Here is a 16934-nt window from a genome sequence, read left to right as displayed (position 1 = left end):
GAGCCTGACGGAGCAGTGTGGCGATCTCGGTGAGCTGGCTTACCTCGGTGGGGTCCAGGGGTGGCCGTTCGACCTCGTCGGAGATCTGCCAGGCCAGGCCGATGCGGTCGACGGGGAGGCGGTAGACGGCGGCGCCGTCGAGGAGGCGGCGGGCGTGGGGGAGACCGTCGAGGCGGGCGAGGAGATCGTCGAGGAGGATGTCGTCCACCGCGAGGGTGACGGCCTCGGCGAGGGCCCGGTCCAGGTCGCCGGCGGTGGTGGCGAACCAGGCGGCGGGGTTGGTGATGCCGCGGGAGTGCAGGGCGTCCTCGAGTTTGCCGGCGATGTCGGTGAAACGGGCGGCACCGCCGGCGAGCAGGGCGTCGAGGTATTCCAGGGTCCGCGGATGCCCACCCACGTCGGCGATCGCCCGGGCCTGGTCCGCCGGCGGGAGAAGCCGCAGGGCGGGCAGCCGCCACAGAAGCTTGCGGGATTCGGCTTTCGAGAGCGGCCCCAGATGGTGGCTGTGCAGGCGGCGAGCAGTCGCGGTGTTCACCGGAAGCGGGAAACGGCTGGTGACGACGAGCTTCGCCCGCCCGGGTAGCGCCAGCCAGGCGGCGAGGAACGCGCCGAGGTCGCCGTCCAGGAACGCCTGGCCGGAGCCGGGGCCGTCCGGGGTGAGGACGTCCTCGGCGTTGTCCAGCAGCAGCGTCACGCTTGCCCGGGGTAGGAGATGCTCGGCGAGCAGATCAAGTCGCCGCCGCCATGCTGTCTGGCCGGAGCGGAGCTCGCCGACCAGGGCGCGGAGCACGTCCCGTTCGGGGAATTCGTGGGCCAGGCACCAGGAGTGCAGGCGGTCGGCTACGGTGAGCAGGATCTGGTCGACGGCGACCAGGCCGGTCAGGGAGACCAGCAGGCCCGGGCCGTCGTCGCCGGCGGTGGTCACCAGCTGCGCGGCGAGGGTGGACTTGCCGACACCGCCGAGACCGTGGATGACGACACCGGTCCGCTCGCCGCGCAGCGAACGTAGCAGGGCCCGCAGCTCGGCCCGGCGGCCGACGAACTCCCCGACGCGGCGCGCGACGATCCCACCGGCCAGCAGCGGGCCGACCGGTTCGGTGATCTCCTCGACCTTGACCGCCGGGTCGTAGAGCGGCAGCGAGGGGCCGCGCAGGTACAGGGTGGAAGTTGCCCACTCCGCCAGCGCCGCCCGCAGCTCTGACTCGGGCAGCGCCGCCCGCTCCGCCTCGACGGCCCGGCGGGCATCCGACAGGGCGGCCAGTGGGTCGACCACCTCACGTCCCGCGAGCTCGGCATACAGGCGGCTGGTCAGCTCGGTCGCGTACAGGTCGCTGACCGATGTGGTCATCGCTAGCACCGCGGGCACACCGTGTGCGAGCAGCCCACGGGCCAGCGCGGGTAGCTGAGCTTCGCCTTCGCCCGCGCCCTCACCCTCACCTTCGCCTTCGCCGGCGGGGGATGGCGTGCCGCGCGCGGCCAGGGCGGTGGAGCAGCCGGCGAGCACGACCAGGGGGATGCCCCGGTCGCGGATCAGGATCTTCGTCGCGAACGTGGACGCGTCCACGGGGTCAGCCTCGCCGGTGGCCGTCTCGAGGATCAGCTCACCCGGGCGGGCGTGGCAGGAGATGTGCAGGATGTGGAACCGTTCCTGCTTCAACGCGGCGTGGATGGCCTCGCGGCTGCCCCAGTTCAGGATCCGCACATACGCCCGGCCCCGGCCCTGGCGGCGGGCCGGTTCGACGGCGTCCAGGATGCGGGCGAGTTCGGCCTCGTAGTCGAGCAGTTCGCCGCCGCCGCGCTCCGGGCTCGCGATCACCGCGAGGATGCGCAACGGCCCGGGGATGCCCATCGCCGAGGTGGGCCCGAGGCCGCTGACGGTGCGGTGCAGCTCGACCGAGGGATGCAGCACCAGCGGACGGTCCTCACCCGGCAGCGTGAGGGTCTCCCACGGCAGCTCCGCGTACTCCCTGGCCAGCGCCGCGGCCTCGGCGGATGCCTCCGGGGTCTCGGCGGATGTCTCCGGGGTCGCGTCGGCGGGGTCTTCGGCGAGGTCGAGGGCCAGGCGCAGGGAGACACCGGCGCGTACCGCGGCATCGACCTCGGTGGCCAGGCGGGTCGCGATCTCGTGGGGGAGTAGCCGCTCGCCCAGCATGCGACCCGCCGCGCGCAGCGCCTGGGCCAGCGGTTCCGCGGTGGCGGTCGCCGTCGCCGCGGCTCGCAGGGGCGCCGCTTCGCCACCCGGCCGGCGGGCCCTGGCTCGTTGCATCCGCCAGAGGACCTGCTGGGCGGACCAGTCGAGCCCCGCGGCGGTGCCCGGCGACGGTCGTGCCGTCCGGAGCGGTCAGGGTGACGGCGGTTCCGCGGAACCGCAGGGTCGCGTTCCGCGGTCCCTCCGCCACGAACGCCTGCCCGGCCGGTGGACGGATCGTGCCGTCGACGGCGGGCCGCAGGGGCCGCTCGCCGCGCAGAGCCGCGATGAGTTGGCGTACCGCGGCCTCGTAACTGGCCGGATCGGCCGTCTGGCGGAAATCGACCCAGGAACGGGTCGCCAGCATCGGCGGCATCTCCGCGTCCGCGAGCAGCACCGGGATCAGGCGGAAATCGCCCTTGACCGTCCGGTTGAGCATCGCCGCGTACTCCTCGCCGACCCAGCCCCCCGCCATCGAGTGCGGGCTGACCACGACGATGCCCAGGCGCGAATCCCGGATACCGGCATCCATCCTGTGCACGATGTTCTGCCCGAACTGAACTTCCCACTCGTCGAACCACATGCGCAGCCCGGCGCGCTCCAGGTTCTCCGCGAGCGTGCGCACCCACGGCTGGTCGGGACGCCCATACGAGATGAAGCCGGCAAAACTCCTGTCAGCGTTATGTGTTCCCGTTTCGTCCGACACCGTCACCCCCGCCACAGTCGGGACGATTCCTGACACGTTACGCCCACAGGTCGTCGCCCAACGCATCAGGAGACGGTGTTGGTACGTGCTCCGTGAGGTGCGAGTGCTGGGTTTCACCGAAGGAACGCTATTGCGATGGTGCGATGATGCTACGAGGCTTGTAGCATCATCGCATGGCGCTGTTCGAGGTCCCGGCGATGGATGCGGCCGATGAGCGGGTGCTGGGCGAGCTCGAGGTGTTCCGCGGAACACTTCGCCACCACGTCGCCGAGCCGCGCCGGTGGTTGGGGCAGCTGCGGCGCAGCATGATCGCGGGGGCTGTCCGGGGCTCCAACACGATCGAAGGCCATACGGTCGGACAGGCGGATGCCGAGGCGATCGTCGCCGGCGAGGAGATGCTGACCGAGCACGACGCGCGGACCCGGGCCGCGGTCGCCGGCTACAACGACGCACTGACCTACGTGCTGCAGGCCGCGCGGTTCGAGGTGTTCGGCTATGACCCGATGCTGCTCTCGGCGCTGCATTTCATGATGCTGCGCGGGGAGTTGGACCGCTCGCCCGGCCGTTACCGGCTGGGGCCGATCTGGGTCTCCGGCGCACCGGACAATCCACCCGTCTACACCGGGCCGCCGGCCGAGGATGTCCCGTCCCTCATGGTCGAGCTGTGCGGCTGGCTTCAGGACGGCGATCTGGATGCCCCCGGATATGTGCGGGCGGCGATGGCGCACCTGAACCTTGTCAGCATTCACCCCTGGCGTGACGGCAATGGACGGATGGCCCGCTGCCTGCACACCCTGGTGCTCGCCCGCCAGCTGGTGCTGGCACCGGAGTTCGCCAGCATCGAGGAATGGCTCGGATCATCTCCGCACAACACGGCGATGTACTACGCGGCGCTTGGCGCGGCACAGGGTGGCCGCTTCCAGCCTGAGCGGGACGCGCATGACTGGGTGCGGTTCTGTCTGCGGGCGCACCATCTGCAGGCCCAGGTGGTGCAGCGACGTCTGGACATGGCGGCCGAGGTCTGGCGGGTCCTGGCGGAGCGGGTCGCGATGGCCGGGCTCGGTGAGCGCACGATCGCGGCTGTGTACGCCGCCGCCCGGCCGGATGGCGTGCGCCGCACCACCTACATGCGCGACGAGGGGCTCACCCGTGACCAGGCGATCCGTGACCTTCAGGCGCTCCGGGCCGCGGGGCTGATCGAGGAAGCCGGGCATGGCCGCACCCAGCGCTACCTCGCCGCCGGCCCGGCCGCCCAGGCCGAACGGGCCGCCCGTGTCGCGATCACCAGCCAGCCGCTGCGTGATCCGTACGGCGACGCCTGAACCCGCTCCGTCACCCAGAGGTGGCGCGGGCAGGGCGCAGGGGCCATCCGACGGGTCAGGTGGGGTCGGGCGGGAACGACGACGCCGCGGCGCCCGAGGGCTGGATGCCGATCTGCGGGAGATCGGTGCCAGGCCCGGTGGACGCCGCGGCGTGGAAGGTCGGTCGGGTGGACGCTGGTGAAGCTAGGCCGCGCTGGTGAAGCTAGGCCGCTAGGAAGCGGCGGTCTCGCGCTCCCGCTCGCGGGCCCGCATGTCGCGGCGGAGCTCCGGGGGCAGCGCGAACAGGAGGTGCTCGTCGGCGGAGGTGATCTCCTCGACGTCAGCGAAGCCGCGCTCGGCGAGCCAGGCCATGACGCCGGTGACGAGTTCCTCGGGGACGGAGGCGCCGGAGGTGACGCCGACGGTCTCGACCCCGTCGAGCCAGCTGTCCTGAACCTCGGTGGAGTCATCCACCAGGTAGGAGGCCGGGGCGCCGGCGTCGAGGGCGACCTCGACGAGGCGGACGGAGTTCGAGGAGTTGGCCGAGCCGACGACGATCAGGAGCTCGACCTTGTCGGCGATGTCCTTGACGGCGACCTGGCGGTTCTGGGTGGCGTAGCAGATGTCCGAGTTCGGCGGACCCTGCAGCAGCGGGAACCGCTCCCGCAGAGCGTTCACCGTGGTCATCGTCTCGTCGACGGACAGGGTGGTCTGGGAGAGGAAGGCGACGTGCTCGGGATTGCGGACGACGACGTGCGCGGCGTCCTCCGGACCGTCGACCAGGTGAATACGCTCGGGCGCCTGCCCGGTGGTACCCACGACTTCCTCGTGACCCTCGTGGCCGATCAGGAGGATGTCGTAATCCTCCCGAGCGAAACGGCGCGCCTCGGAGTGGACCTTGGTGACCAGGGGGCACGTCGCGTCGATGGTGCGAAGCTGACGCGTGGCGGCCTCCTCGTGCACTGTCGGCGCCACACCGTGCGCGGAGAACACGACGGTGGCACCTTCGGGCACTTCGTCCGTCTCATCGACGAAGATTGCGCCCTTGGCTTCCAACGTCCTGACGACGTGCAGGTTGTGCACAATCTGCTTGCGCACATAGACAGGTGAGCCGTAGAGCTCCAGCGCCTTCTCCACGGTCACGACAGCTCGATCGACACCGGCGCAGTAGCCGCGCGGCTTGGCAAGAAGGACCCGGCCCATGCAGGGCAGTCTACGCGGTCAGGGCCGTTCGCCAAGAGGCTCGGGGGATGCATCACCCTCTGGTGAACCCGTCCTCACCGGTCCGGGCAAGGGCCGTTCGGTGGCATTCGGGGTGGCTTCACGGCCATCCGAAAAGTTGTCGGACGTCCCCGCTACGGTGCCCCACATGGCCTTGACCTCGACACCCGAGCAGCCCTTGCCGGTGCGCACCGTCTCGCGCGCGGTCGGGGAGTGGATTCACCGGCTCGGCCGGGTGTGGGTCGAGGGGCAGGTGACGCAGCTGGTACGGCGGCCCGGAATGGGCACTGTTTTCCTCACCCTTCGGGACCCCGTGGCGGATATCTCCTTGCGGGTGACCTGCCCGCGTGCTGTGTGCGACGCGGTGGGTCCCGCGCTGGTCGACGGGGCGCGGGTGGTGGTGTGGGGCAAGCCGTCGTTCCACCCGGGGCGCGGCACGCTTTCCCTGGCGGTGACGGAGATTCGGCCGCTCGGTGTCGGGGCGCTGCTGGCCCGGCTCGAGCAGCTGCGGGCCACGCTCGCCGCCGAAGGGCTGTTCGCGGCGTCCCGCAAACGCCGCCTGCCGTTCCTGCCTGCGGTCGTCGGGCTGATCACGGGGCGGGCGAGCGCCGCCGAGCGCGATGTCGTGGAGAACGCGCGTCGGCGCTGGCCGGCGGTGCGCATCGAGCTGCGTGAGGTGGCGGTGCAGGGCCCGCTGGCCGTCGGCCAGGTGATCGAGGCGCTGCGCGATCTCGACGCGCGTCCCGAGGTGGAGGTGATCGTCATCGCGCGCGGCGGCGGCTCACTGGAAGACCTGTTGCCCTTCTCGGACGAGGCGTTGCTGCGGGCGGTCGTGGCGGCGCGAACCCCGGTCGTGTCGGCCATCGGACACGAGCAGGACGCCCCCCTGCTCGACTTCGTGGCGGATCTGCGGGCCTCCACGCCGACCGACGCGGCCAAACGGGTCGTGCCCGACGTCGGCGAACAGGCGGCGGCGGTCAGCCAGTTGCGCACCCGCGGGCGGCGAGCTCTCGGCCACCGGCTCGAGCGGGAGGAACGTCGGCTCGCCGACCTGCGCCGCCGGCCTGTCCTCGCCGCCCCCTGGGGCGAGCTGGATCGCCGCCAGCAGGACGTCACGGCGTTGCGGGCCCGCGCCCGCCGCTGCGTCGGCCACGCCCTCGAGGTCGCCGAGCGTGATGTCGTGGCGAGCCGGGCACGGATGCGGGCGCTCTCGCCGGCGGCCACGCTCGAACGCGGCTATGCCGTGGTCCAACGGGCGTCCGACGGGGCGGTCCTGCGGCAGCCCGACGAGGTGACGGTGGGCGACGGCCTGGCCGTGCGGGTAGCCGGCGGCCAGCTACACGCCGTCGTCGCGGACGCCTGACGCCCCGGCGCCAGCGCCGGCGGGTCGTGCGGGGTCGGCGGCGGCCAGGCGGGCGCGGGCGCCGTCGAGGAACGCCTGGCAGGCGTGCGCGAGCTGTTCGCCGCGTTCCCACAGCGCGAGCGACTGCTCCAGCGTCACACCACCGGCCTCCAGTTGGTGGACGACCTCCTCCAGCTCCGCCCGGGCCTGCTCATAGCTGGCCGGTGACCGCGGCGCATCCGGGACACCCGAGGTGGAAGCACCGGCTGGTGACGATGCGTCGTGCTCGCCGCCGTCGCCGTGGGGCGCGCGGTCGGTGGGTCGAGTGCCAGCTTTGTCACTACGTGTCGTGGTCCGGGAACTTTCCGGCATTGCCACCTCCGGGCCGTCGTGCGATCAATTCTTTGTCAATGTGGACCCCCGGGCCGACCGCGCCGCCGCGGCGCCTCCGGCGCGTCCAGACGCATTCCCGCCAGCCCATCCACCAGTATTGCGGACGCGATCCGCCGCACCTCGGTGGTGTGTCCGCCGATGAAATCCCACCCGCACTCCACGCAACGTGGTGCCAATCCGTGGACAATAATGGTCGTAGTGGGATGGTCTGGGAAAGATCTATAGTACAAGGTCACCGATGCGCGGGATGACCGGAGCGCAAGGTCGCTGAGGTGCAAGGTCACCGACGTTCGAGGTAACCGCGAGACGTTTCCGATTCACGGTGTCCGGCTCGCGCCGGCTCCGTCTGGCTGACCGCTCCGCCGCGGGTGGTCCGGAGGTAACACGCATGCCCGGCGCACGTCCGACACCCCAACGCCCGGCTGTGGGTGCTCCCGTCGGCCGGCGGCCCCGGTCCGCCGCGCCCCTGAGTCCCCGGTGGCCCTCGCGGCCCGGTGATTCCCTTCGGTCACTGCGATCCGCGCGGCCGCTGGTCCGGCGGGCGGCGGGCCTGGTGCTCGGCCTGGCGGTGCTGATTCCCGTGGCCACGGCGCTGGGCGACGGGCAGGACGGGCATCCGGGCGGCCCGCCGTCGGTCGCCGCGGGCATCGCCGAGCGCTGACGACACCCGCCCTCGCCGGTCCTGGGCGGGGAGGCGACGGGGTTCCCCGTTGGGTCGGTCCGGCGGGACGGGCGTGCCGCCGATATCGGCGCACATCTTTGACGTAACGGTCTGGCCGTCACCCCGGCGGCTGACCTCACGCGCAAGCGCGCAATTGTGCTCCGTCCACTGCCCAGCCGGCCACCACCCGTACGAGCCGCGGCGGCGGACCCGCGCACAGAATCAGGTGAAGGATTTCGGTGCCATTCGGCCGTCAAGGCGCCATTCGACTGTCAATAGGCCAGGACCGGTCATTAGGCGTCGCCGGGCCAGGCGGGGTTCTGGTGGCGACGAGCGGTCAGGTGGTGGGTTCGACGGGGCGCAGGGCGCGGGCGAGGGTGATCAGGTCCGTCTGGGTGGCGCCGCCGCCCTTGCCGTCACCGTCGTCGAGGACGATCGTGACGCCGCCCTGGGTGTGCGTGATCGCCACATGGCCGTGATGGTCGGGGCGGGTCTGCCAGGACTCCCCGTTGACGTCCACCGTGCCGCTGCTCGGGCGGTCGCCGAGCAGGGTCTGCACGGCGTCCGGCGCGTTGGTCTCGCGCAGACGGGCGAACGTGCGGTGACCGGAGCGGTCGATGACGTAACCGATCGAGGCCTGCGCGGTCTGGCTGCTCGAGGAGCTGCTCACCGGCAGCTGGACCCGCAGCGACGTGGGCTTCCACACATCCGCCGGCAGGCCGACGGGCAGCACGGGCGTGAAGGGGGACTGCCGGGCGAAGGCCGCCATGGGCTGGGCCGTCGCGACGACCTTGATCGCCTGTTCGTTGTTGCCGCGGGGCATCACGAAGATGACGAAGATCGCGACGCCGGCCATGACCACGCCGAGGGAGAGAACCATGTCGCGGACAGTTTCCTGGCCGCGCCGCTGTCGTTGTGCCACGACCCCATCTTCCAGGTACCGGCCGCCGAACGGGGCGCCGGGACCGACCGCACAGGCCACATCCGGGCCATCCACCGGTCACCACCCGGTCGCCAGCCGCCACCACCGGCCCGCCGCCGACGGCACGGCGGGTGATCGCGCACCCGTGTGGGACGCATGGCCTGACCTGCGGCGCGACGCCTGGGCCGAGAACGTACTCGGGCGGCCGTCACGCCCCCTCCGCGTGACGCCCGCCCGATCGCAGCGTTTGACGCCGAGTGGGGCCCGAAGGTTGCGCCGCAGTTCTCTGCGATGTGAATGTCGTTCGGATGACAGCCCGGATGGCCGCTGCGGCCGGGTCTGCCAGGTCCTGCGCAGTAGGCTGATTGGATGCCAGCTCCGCCCCGCGGACGGCTATCTCGGGCGTCCAAGGGGTAGTCGAACTAGGCTCAGCGCCGTGCCTTCCGACGCTCACGCCACCACCGCCAGCCCCACCGCCAGCCCCACCGCCGGCCCCGACGCGGGGTCGGCTGCCGCGGCCGGGTCCGATCCCAACGCCGTTCCCGACACGCTGGCCGTGCAGGGGCAGGCACCGGACCGTAACCTCGCGCTCGAACTCGTCCGGGTCACCGAGGCCGCGGCGCTCGCCGCCGCACGCTGGGTCGGCCGGGGCGACAAGAACGGGGCTGACGGCGCCGCGGTCGACGCGATGCGCCGGCTCGTGGGCACCGTGTCGATGCGCGGCGTGGTCGTCATCGGCGAGGGGGAGAAGGACGAAGCCCCCATGCTGTTCAACGGCGAGCAGGTCGGCTCGGGCGAGGGCCCCGACTGCGATGTCGCCGTCGACCCGGTGGACGGCACGACCCTGACCGCCAAGGGCATGAACAACGCGGTGTCGGTCATGGCCGTCAGCGAACGTGGCTCGATGTACGACGCGACCGCCTGCTTCTACATGGAGAAGCTGGTCACCGGTCCGGAAGCGGCCGACGTGGTGGACATCACCGCCTCCGTCGAGGACAACGTGCGGGCCGTGGCCAAGGCGAAGGCGATCCATCCGCGCGATGTCACGGTCGTCGTGCTCGACCGGCCGCGGCACACCGAACTGGTCGCCGAGATCCGCGCCTCCGGCGCCCGGGTCAAACTGATCTCGGATGGTGACGTCGCTGGCGCCGTGATGGCCGCCAGCGCCGGCACCGGCGTCGACCTGCTGCTGGGTATCGGTGGCACCCCCGAGGGGATCATCACGGCCTGCGCGGTGACCTGCCTTGGCGGTGTGATCCAGGGACGGCTGTGGCCGCGCGACGACGCCGAGCGTCAGAGGCTCCTCGAGACCGGCCAGGACCCCAGTCGGGTGCTGTCCACCCGGGATCTCGTGGCCAGCGACAACGTCTTCTTCGTCGCCACCGGAATCACCGATGGGGAGCTGCTCGCCGGGGTACGGTACCGGCCAGGTGGCGCCAGCACGTCCTCGCTGGTCATGCGGTCGCGCTCGGGCACCATCCGGCGGGTGGACAGCCAGCACCAGCTCACCAAGCTGCAGGCGTACTCCACCGTCCCGTTCTAGGCGGCAGCAGCGGGGAGGCGTACGACGCGTGACGGCACCCTCACCCACTTCTCCCGGCGCGGGCCCGCGCCACCGCCTCGGCGGGTTCGGGGGCCTGTCGCGCCAGCCGCTGTCGCGGGTCCCGGCGCGCCCCCGGCCCCGCCCCCGTCTGTTGGATCGGTTGGATCGGCTGGATCGGCCGGGTCCGCATGGCAGCGCGGCGGAGGTCCGCACCCTGGGGGCGGCCGCCCGCCGGTTTCTGCGTCATCCCCGGCCACCGGTGCTGCTTGGCTGTGTCGGCACGCTCGCCGCGGTCCGGTTCAGCCGCGGGTCCTGGCGGCTGCGGCGTGACGGTGCCATCGTCTGCGGTGCCGTGCTCGCCCAGCCGTTCGTCGAGTGGGGTGTGCACCGCCTGTTGTTGCACGCGAGCCCCGGGACCAGGTTCGGTTCGGTCGGTTACCAGCTGGCCGGGCATGGCCACGAACAGCATCATCAGGACCCGACGAACCTGGACACGATGTTCCTGCGCCCCCGCGAGGTGCTGACCGGCACCGCGCTGGGGCTCGCCCCGGCCGCCTTCGGCCCGGTCTGGCTGTCCACCGGCACGTTGTGCGCCGCGGTCGGCGTCCTCGCCTACGACTGGACGCACTTCCTGCTGCACACCCGCGTCCCGCCGCGCTCGCGCTACCACCATGCCCTGTGGCGCGGGCACCGACTGCACCACTACCGCAACGAGCGGTACTGGCTCGGCGTCACCAGCCCACTCGGGGACCTCGTCCTGCGGACAGCCCCCCACCGGGACGCCGTGGCCCGGTCATCCGCCAGCGGCTGATCCGGCCTGCGCGGCCTCGACTGAGGACGACAGCGCCGTGAGGCCACAACCCACTGTCTCGAGGCCGGCCGTCTCGAGGCCGGCTGGGTCGCCGTCGTCCACCGGGCCAGGGCACGCGGCCGCGAGGTCGACCGGGTCGAGCCGAGCCGGAGCGAGGCCGCCGGGGCGCAGGTCCGTGCGACCCAGGCGGGGGCGGAACGGGCCGACGGTCCGGCCGATGCGGCGCAGGCGCAGCAGCCGGTCGGTGCCGGGCACGGGATGTGGCTCGCAGCGTCCGAAACCGCCGAGCCAGGCCACCAGCCGGCTCTCGGTGGTGGTCGCGTCGACCGTCAGCCGAGCCAGGGCGAACCGGTCGTCATGCGGATGGGACAGCACCTCGCGGACCGCGCAGGCCGAGCTGTAACCGGCGGAGATCACCAGTTTTCGGACGGAAAGGTCGTATCCGCCGCCTGGGTAGGCGAAGGTCCGCGGCTCGTCACCGACCGAACCGGCGAGTCGCCGCCGGGAAAGGGTCAGCTCGGTGATGACATCGGTACGGGCCAGTTCATTGAGTGGCCGGCCGGTGTGCCCGGAACCGCCGATCTCGATTCCCAGACCACGGATGCGGTGCAGGTCCGTCCGGTGGAAATAGCCCGGATCGTCCACCCGGGAACTGGTGACGAACACGGTCGCGGTCAGTCCGAACTCGACGAGCAGGCGCAGCGCGGTCATTGTCACCCCGCCGCCGTCATCAATCGTGATGACGAGCGGCCGAGGTGAAGCCGCGGACGAACCGGCCGTGCTCATGTAGCCCGAGAGGCTCATCGTCTGCCGACCGGACGCCGCGATCAGCTGGCAGTGCCGGGCGAAGGCCGTCAGCATCATCGGACGACGCCGGGAACCACGGGACGGCTGCGGATCAAAGGAGCGGTACCGCAGAATAGGTACCAGCTGCCCATGGTCGGACGGATACTGCCCGGCCGTCACCATGGACGGGTGACACGACATCGCAGACCGGCCGCTATCGCCCCGGTGGATGTCCTCGGTGCGAACGACAAGGAGACCTCCCTGCGGGTGCCGTGGCTGTGGGTGCGGCACGGGTGAACGACACCGAAGTGCGTCCGAGGGGTGGATCCGAGATGGTCATACCGTGATGGGGATGGAATGTAGCACGGGCAGCTGCAAAGGCAAGTGATGTGCCGGCGGCGGGCATCCGGCCGACCGTCACCACCCCGCCATCCGGGTGTCATTTAAACGTATTACGATTTTTTCTGGCTATCTTTGTGCCACGTCCATAGGGCGCTGGATGGCCGATTGTGGGGCTGATATTGCGGCGTCAGTGAGGCGCGGGGGTCTCTCCGGACGGGGTGGGCGGGGCGGGCGGCTCGGAGTGCCGGTGGCGCGGTCGAAGGTGGGAGAACCCCGGGCAGGCGCACAGCGCGCAGTCACTGCCCTTGCGGTAGTGCCGGTGATCGGTGCGGCTGTGGCCGCAGCGACACCTGTCCCACCAGGATGAGCGCATGGATGGATGTCCCTCCATCAGTGCTGCGGACGGCCTCGGCGCTCGTTCGGGTGGGCGGCGGACGCCCGGAGGCGTTCCCGGCGAGCGATCTGCGCCCGGCGGCCGCGAAACAGGGCGATCAGCAGGACCAGGAGGAACGCCGCCAGCAGGATCGGCGCGTGCAGGATCAGCTCCGAGGCGATGTCGATCACTTTGTCCCGAAGGCCCGAACTGCCGCTACCGGTCGAGGGGTGCAGGTAGCCCCCCCCGATGGTGATGAGCGCGAACACCAGCGGCGGCATGATCACCACGCCGAGCAGGTCGTCGGCGTGGACCCGCAGGGCGACCAGGACGCAGGCGCCGATGAACAGGAGGCCGAAGGCGTACTTCAACGAGCCGAAGATCGCGGTGTCGATCGCGGCGCCGATCCCGCCGAGGACCAGAACCACCAGTGCGGTGCCCAGCGCCGTCAGACCGCGCCGGCTCCCCGTGACCAGGGTGGACGGCGCTCCGCCCGGGCGGCCGCGCGAACCGCGGACATACGGATCGTCGAACCGGTCGGCGCGCGGGGATCTGCCCGGCGGCCTGGCTGACTGCCGATGTGGCGGCACACTCACGAACGCAAGGTACCGCCCGCGGATTTCCTGTGCGTCAGGACGATGGATCCGACGGCGTTCCCCCCGCCCGCGTTGGAGCTATCCGTGTTCGAATCACTGCTTTGCGTCGCGATCGAGTAGTTTTTCTGGGCCTTTGTCCTCGATGTCCGCCTGTCGGGTATCCGCCAGCCGGCCGGTCTCTGATATCCGCTGGCCGTCGGGAAGCAGCTCGGCGGCCGACAGCGGGCGTACCCCCGTCTCGACCGGACCGGGGCTGGGCAGCACGCCCTCGACCACGTTCATCGCGGCCAGCCGGCGGGCGGGGGTCAGGACGCGGCTTTCCAGCGAGCCGACGGTGGCGTTGAACTCCCCGACCGCGCGGCCCAGGGAGCGGCCGAGCCGGTCGAGGTGCTCGCCGAGCGTGCCGAGCCGGGTGTAGAGATCGCGGCCGAGCTCGAAGATCTCCCGGGTGCGAGCGGTGAGCGCCTCCTGGGTCCAGGCGTACGCGATCGTGCGCAGCATCGCGATCAGCGTGGTCGGCGTCGCGATGATCACCTTGCGGGCGGCGGCGTGCTCCAGCAGCCCGGGGTCGTGGTCGAGCGCGGGGGCGAGGAAGGCCTCCGCCGGCACGAACAGCACGACGAACTCCGGTGAGGACGGCAGCGCCCGCCAGTACGACTTGGCGGAGAGCCCGTCGACATGGGCGCGCAGGTGACGGGCGTGCGCGGCCATCCGCTCGGTACGGAACCGCTCGTCGGTGCTTTCGGCGGCGTCGAGGAAGGCCGCCAGCGGAACCTTCGCGTCGACGACGACATTGCGCCCACCGGCCAGGTGCACCACCATGTCGGGCCGCAGCGGCCCGTCATCACCCTGGACGGTGAGCTGCTCGGTGAAGTCACAGCGGTTGAGCATCCCGGCGACCTCGGCGACCCGGCGTAGCTGCATCTCCCCCCACGCCCCCCGGGCCTGCGGGCGGCGCAGGACGGTGACGAGCGCGGCGGTCTGCGTGCGCAGGTTCTCCGACGCCTCCCGGGCGAACCGGACCTGCTCCACCAGCGACGCGTACGCCTCGGTGCGGGCGGTCTCCAGCTCACGCAGCCGCCCCTCCATCCGGCCGAGGGCGTCGGCCAGCGGGCTCACCATGCTCTCCACGGCGGCGCGGCGGGCGTCGAGATCGCCGCGGGCGCGGGCACCGGCCTCGTCGAACCGGGCGGTGGCGAGCTCGACGAGCTGCTGGCTCGCCCCGGCCAGGGCCTGGGCGGACAGCGCCTGAAAGCTCTCCGCGAGCCGCTGCTGGCTCTGTTCGACCAGGGCGACCCGCTCGCCCGCCGACCGTTTCTCGTACGCCAGCGCCGTGCGCAGACCCGACACATCGGCCTCGGCGAGCTGCGCGCGCTCCAGGGCGGCGGCGTTCGCCGCGCGGGCCTCGTCCCGCTCGCGCAGCACCGTCGCGTGGGCGCCGGAGAGAGCGGCGTGGCGCGGATCGGCCAGCTCCCGGGCGGCGAGGAAACCGCCGACGGCACCGAGCACCAGCCCGACGAGAGTCAGCAGCGCGCTGGTCGTGTCCACACCGCAAGGCAATCACGTGCGTCCGACAGGTCCGCCTCCGGTCCAGGCGGTGGCGGTGGCGGTGACTCCGGTGGCGGCGGCCGGGCGGCGGCCGGACGGTGGCGGTGGTGCCGGTGGCGGCGGCGCGGCCAGCGGGTTGGGCGGCCCGTAGACTGATCCGCCATGGGTCTGTCGATCGGAATCGTGGGGTTGCCCAACGTCGGCAAGTCCACGTTGTTCAATGCCCTGACCCACAACGACGTGCTCGCGGCGAACTACCCGTTCGCGACGATCGAGCCGAACGTCGGTGTGGTCGGTGTGCCCGATCCGCGGCTGAGCCAGCTCGCCACGCTGTACAACAGCGCCCGCGTGGTGGCGGCGACGGTGAGCTTCGTCGACATCGCCGGTCTCGTCCGGGGCGCGTCGGAGGGGCAGGGCCTGGGCAACCGGTTCCTGGCGAACATCCGCGAGTCCGATGCGATCTGCCAGGTCGTGCGGGTGTTCTCCGACCCCGACGTGGTCCACGTCGAGGGCAAGGTGGACCCGCCCAGCGACATCGAGACGATCAACACCGAGCTCATCCTCGCCGATCTGCAGACTCTCGACACGCGGCTGCCCAGACTCGAGAAGGAAGCCCGCGTCGACAAGTCCAAGCAGCCACAGCTCGCCGCGGTGCAGGCCGCCCGGGAGGTCCTCGACGCGGGGCGGACGATCTCGTCCGAACCGAAGATCGACCGGGAGGCGCTGCGGGAGCTGTTCCTGCTGACGGCCAAGCCGTTCCTCTACGTGTTCAACGTCGATGAGGACGTCCTCGCCGACCCCGGTAAGCACAAGGAGCTCGTGGATTCGGTCGCTCCGGCCGACGCGATCGTGCTGTGCGCCAAGGTCGAGGCCGAGCTCGCCGAACTGGACGACGCCGACGCCGCCGAGCTGCTGGAATCCCTCGGCCAGAGCGAGAGCGGCCTAGCCCAGCTGGCCCGGATCGGCTTTCACACCCTCGGCCTGCAGACCTACCTCACCGCAGGCCCGAAGGAAGCCCGCGCCTGGACGATCACCGCCGGCTCCACCGCCCCCGAGGCCGCCGGCGTCATCCACACCGACTTCCAGCGTGGCTTCATCAAGGCCGAGATCGTCTCCTACGGCGACCTGATGGCCGCCGGCTCCATGGTCGCGGCTCGGGCCGCCGGCAAGGTCCGTATGGAGGGCAAGGACTACGTCATGGCCGACGGCGACGTCGTCGAGTTCCGCTTCAACGTCTGACCGGGCACCGGCCGGTTGCGACCGTCCGGACCAGACCCGTCAGACCCGTCAGGATCAGGGCAGGTCGCCGGCGCGGTCGACGACTCGGCCGGAGGGCGAGCCGGGCGCCTCGGTGGCAAGGGCGACGATGGCGTCCGTGCCCTCGGTGACCGTCTGGGTGCCGGTGTGGCCGTTGAGATCGGTCGCGGTGTAACCGGGGTCGACGGCGTTGATCCGCACGCCGGGCAGGGCCTTCGCGTACTGGGTGGTGAGCATGGTCAGCGCCGCCTTGGACGCGCAGTAGAGCGGGGCGTTCACCGTCGACTCCACCCGCGATCGTCATGCGTCCATCGTTACCCGGCTTCGCCTCGCCATGCTCACCGGCGTCACGACCGTCCTTTCCACCCCGGGGGGGAGAACCGGTCGGGCGCGGGGTCCGCGCGGGGTACAACCCGAGGCAGGAGCGCGGAGTCGGTGAGGAGGCTGGTGCAGGTGACCGTCGACGAGAAACCGGCACCGGACGAGCAGGTGATCTGCCATCTGGTCGAACGTTCGGCCTGGTCGGTGGGGGCGGCGGGTTACCGGCCGGCGAGCCTCGGGGCCGAGGGGTTCATCCACTTCTCCACCCCGGCGCAGGTGCTCGCCACCGCCAACCGGTACTACCGGGGACGGGACGACCTGCTGCTCGTCGTGGTCGACCCGCGGCGGCTGAGCGCCCCGTTGCGCTGGGAGCCGCCCGCGCCGCCGCCGTCCAGCGTCGCCGGGCCGGCGGCGGCGGCCGCGCCGACGGCGACCGACGAGCGGTTTCCGCACCTCTACGGCCCGATCGATGCCGGGGCGGTGGCGGTGGTGGTGCCGTTCCCGTCGGAGCGGGACGGCACCTTCCGCATGCCGGCCACCATCTGGTGACCATCGGTTTGGTGACCATCGGCGCACGGTCGCGGGAGTGGCCGCGACCGTGGTCGTGCGCCGTCCGGTGGCGG

General features: G+C 71.6%; 14 protein-coding genes and 1 pseudogene. 6 read left to right on the top strand and 9 right to left on the bottom strand.

Annotated features, from left to right (window positions below; all coding sequences use genetic code 11):
- A partial coding sequence (locus G6R24_RS09815; RefSeq protein ID WP_225438337.1) for a CHAT domain-containing protein occupies nt 1–2266 on the bottom strand: 2266 nt, incomplete at its 3' end.
- A gap of 220 nt (nt 2267–2486) precedes the next feature.
- A pseudogene (locus G6R24_RS24050) lies at nt 2487–2960 on the bottom strand (toll/interleukin-1 receptor domain-containing protein); the annotation flags it as partial.
- 107 nt (nt 2961–3067) lie between these two features.
- On the opposite strand from G6R24_RS24050, the gene G6R24_RS09805 reads away from it, so the two are divergent.
- Nucleotides 3068–4216 carry a Fic family protein gene (locus G6R24_RS09805; RefSeq protein WP_163548946.1) on the top strand — a complete coding sequence of 383 codons (1149 nt, stop codon included), beginning with the start codon at nt 3068–3070 and terminating at the stop codon, nt 4214–4216.
- 210 nt (nt 4217–4426) lie between these two features.
- Here the strand turns inward: G6R24_RS09805 and G6R24_RS09800 are convergent, their stop codons facing one another.
- The gene (locus G6R24_RS09800) at nt 4427–5398 is read right to left on the bottom strand and encodes a 4-hydroxy-3-methylbut-2-enyl diphosphate reductase (protein ID WP_163548945.1); all 972 of its coding nucleotides are present in this window, start codon (nt 5396–5398) and stop codon (nt 4427–4429) included.
- 166 nt (nt 5399–5564) lie between these two features.
- Between G6R24_RS09800 and xseA the strand changes: the two genes are divergently transcribed.
- A complete protein-coding gene (xseA, locus tag G6R24_RS09795; RefSeq protein ID WP_163548944.1) occupies nt 5565–6779 on the top strand; it encodes an exodeoxyribonuclease VII large subunit in 1215 nt (404 codons plus the stop codon).
- Here the strand turns inward: xseA and G6R24_RS23665 are convergent.
- Both G6R24_RS23665 and G6R24_RS09780 read right to left on the bottom strand, forming a co-directional pair.
- Complete coding sequence (locus G6R24_RS23665; RefSeq protein WP_163548943.1) at nt 6753–7130, bottom strand: exodeoxyribonuclease VII small subunit; 378 nt, start codon at nt 7128–7130, stop codon at nt 6753–6755. The genes xseA and G6R24_RS23665 overlap by 27 nt on opposite strands.
- A gap of 1019 nt (nt 7131–8149) precedes the next feature.
- Entirely contained in the window at nt 8150–8734 is a 585-nt protein-coding gene (locus G6R24_RS09780) for a DUF4245 domain-containing protein (RefSeq protein WP_163548941.1), read from the bottom strand.
- A 556-nt stretch (nt 8735–9290) separates the two neighbouring features.
- On the opposite strand from G6R24_RS09780, the gene glpX reads away from it, so the two are divergent.
- Nucleotides 9291–10277, top strand: a complete 987-nt coding sequence (gene glpX, locus G6R24_RS09775) for a class II fructose-bisphosphatase (protein ID WP_163548952.1) — start codon at nt 9291–9293, stop codon at nt 10275–10277.
- Nucleotides 10278–10437: 160 nt separating this feature from the next.
- Nucleotides 10438–11088: a sterol desaturase family protein gene (locus G6R24_RS09770; RefSeq protein ID WP_338083882.1), complete on the top strand. Its 651-nt coding sequence runs from the start codon at nt 10438–10440 to the stop codon at nt 11086–11088.
- Here the strand turns inward: G6R24_RS09770 and G6R24_RS09765 are convergent.
- The 3 genes from G6R24_RS09765 to G6R24_RS09755 form a co-directional block, all read right to left on the bottom strand.
- On the bottom strand, nt 11071–11952 hold the full coding sequence (locus G6R24_RS09765) for a polysaccharide deacetylase family protein (protein WP_225438336.1): 882 nt from the start codon (nt 11950–11952) through the stop codon (nt 11071–11073). The two genes, G6R24_RS09770 and G6R24_RS09765, sit on opposite strands and share 18 nt — an antisense overlap.
- A 654-nt stretch (nt 11953–12606) precedes the next feature.
- The gene (locus tag G6R24_RS09760) at nt 12607–13185 is read right to left on the bottom strand and encodes a DUF6542 domain-containing protein (RefSeq protein WP_225438335.1); all 579 of its coding nucleotides are present in this window, start codon (nt 13183–13185) and stop codon (nt 12607–12609) included.
- 93 nt (nt 13186–13278) lie between these two features.
- Nucleotides 13279–14733, bottom strand: coding sequence for a DNA recombination protein RmuC (locus G6R24_RS09755; RefSeq protein WP_163548939.1), 1455 nt, complete (start codon nt 14731–14733; stop codon nt 13279–13281).
- A 162-nt stretch (nt 14734–14895) separates the two neighbouring features.
- Here G6R24_RS09755 and ychF point away from each other — a divergent pair, with 162 nt between their 5' ends.
- A complete protein-coding gene (ychF, locus tag G6R24_RS09750; protein ID WP_163548938.1) occupies nt 14896–15972 on the top strand; it encodes a redox-regulated ATPase YchF in 1077 nt (358 codons plus the stop codon).
- Between the two features lie 54 nt (nt 15973–16026).
- On the opposite strand, the gene G6R24_RS09745 is transcribed toward ychF, so the two are convergent.
- Complete coding sequence (locus tag G6R24_RS09745) at nt 16027–16269, bottom strand: SDR family NAD(P)-dependent oxidoreductase (protein WP_225438334.1); 243 nt, start codon at nt 16267–16269, stop codon at nt 16027–16029.
- 210 nt (nt 16270–16479) lie between these two features.
- Between G6R24_RS09745 and G6R24_RS09740 the strand changes: the two genes are divergently transcribed.
- Nucleotides 16480–16860: a DUF952 domain-containing protein gene (locus G6R24_RS09740; RefSeq protein ID WP_163548949.1), complete on the top strand. Its 381-nt coding sequence runs from the start codon at nt 16480–16482 to the stop codon at nt 16858–16860.
- The last annotated feature ends 74 nt before the right edge of the window (nt 16861–16934 follow it).

It is taken from the genome of Candidatus Frankia nodulisporulans (assembly GCF_902806475.1).
Classification (GTDB): domain Bacteria; phylum Actinomycetota; class Actinomycetes; order Frankiales; family Frankiaceae; genus Frankia; species Frankia umida.
This window is presented reverse-complemented; position numbering and strand designations above follow the sequence as displayed.

What these genes read in the sequence shown, in the direction of transcription:
- G6R24_RS09805 (WP_163548946.1), top strand. Translation starts at nt 3,068, where the DNA reads ATGGCGCTGTTCGAGGTCCCGGCGATGGATGCGGCCGATGAGCGGGTG.
- G6R24_RS09800 (WP_163548945.1), bottom strand. Translation starts at nt 5,398, where the DNA reads ATGGGCCGGGTCCTTCTTGCCAAGCCGCGCGGCTACTGCGCCGGTGTC.
- xseA (WP_163548944.1), top strand. Translation starts at nt 5,565, where the DNA reads ATGGCCTTGACCTCGACACCCGAGCAGCCCTTGCCGGTGCGCACCGTC.
- G6R24_RS23665 (WP_163548943.1), bottom strand. Translation starts at nt 7,130, where the DNA reads ATGCCGGAAAGTTCCCGGACCACGACACGTAGTGACAAAGCTGGCACT.
- G6R24_RS09765 (WP_225438336.1), bottom strand. Translation starts at nt 11,952, where the DNA reads ATGATGCTGACGGCCTTCGCCCGGCACTGCCAGCTGATCGCGGCGTCC.
- ychF (WP_163548938.1), top strand. Translation starts at nt 14,896, where the DNA reads ATGGGTCTGTCGATCGGAATCGTGGGGTTGCCCAACGTCGGCAAGTCC.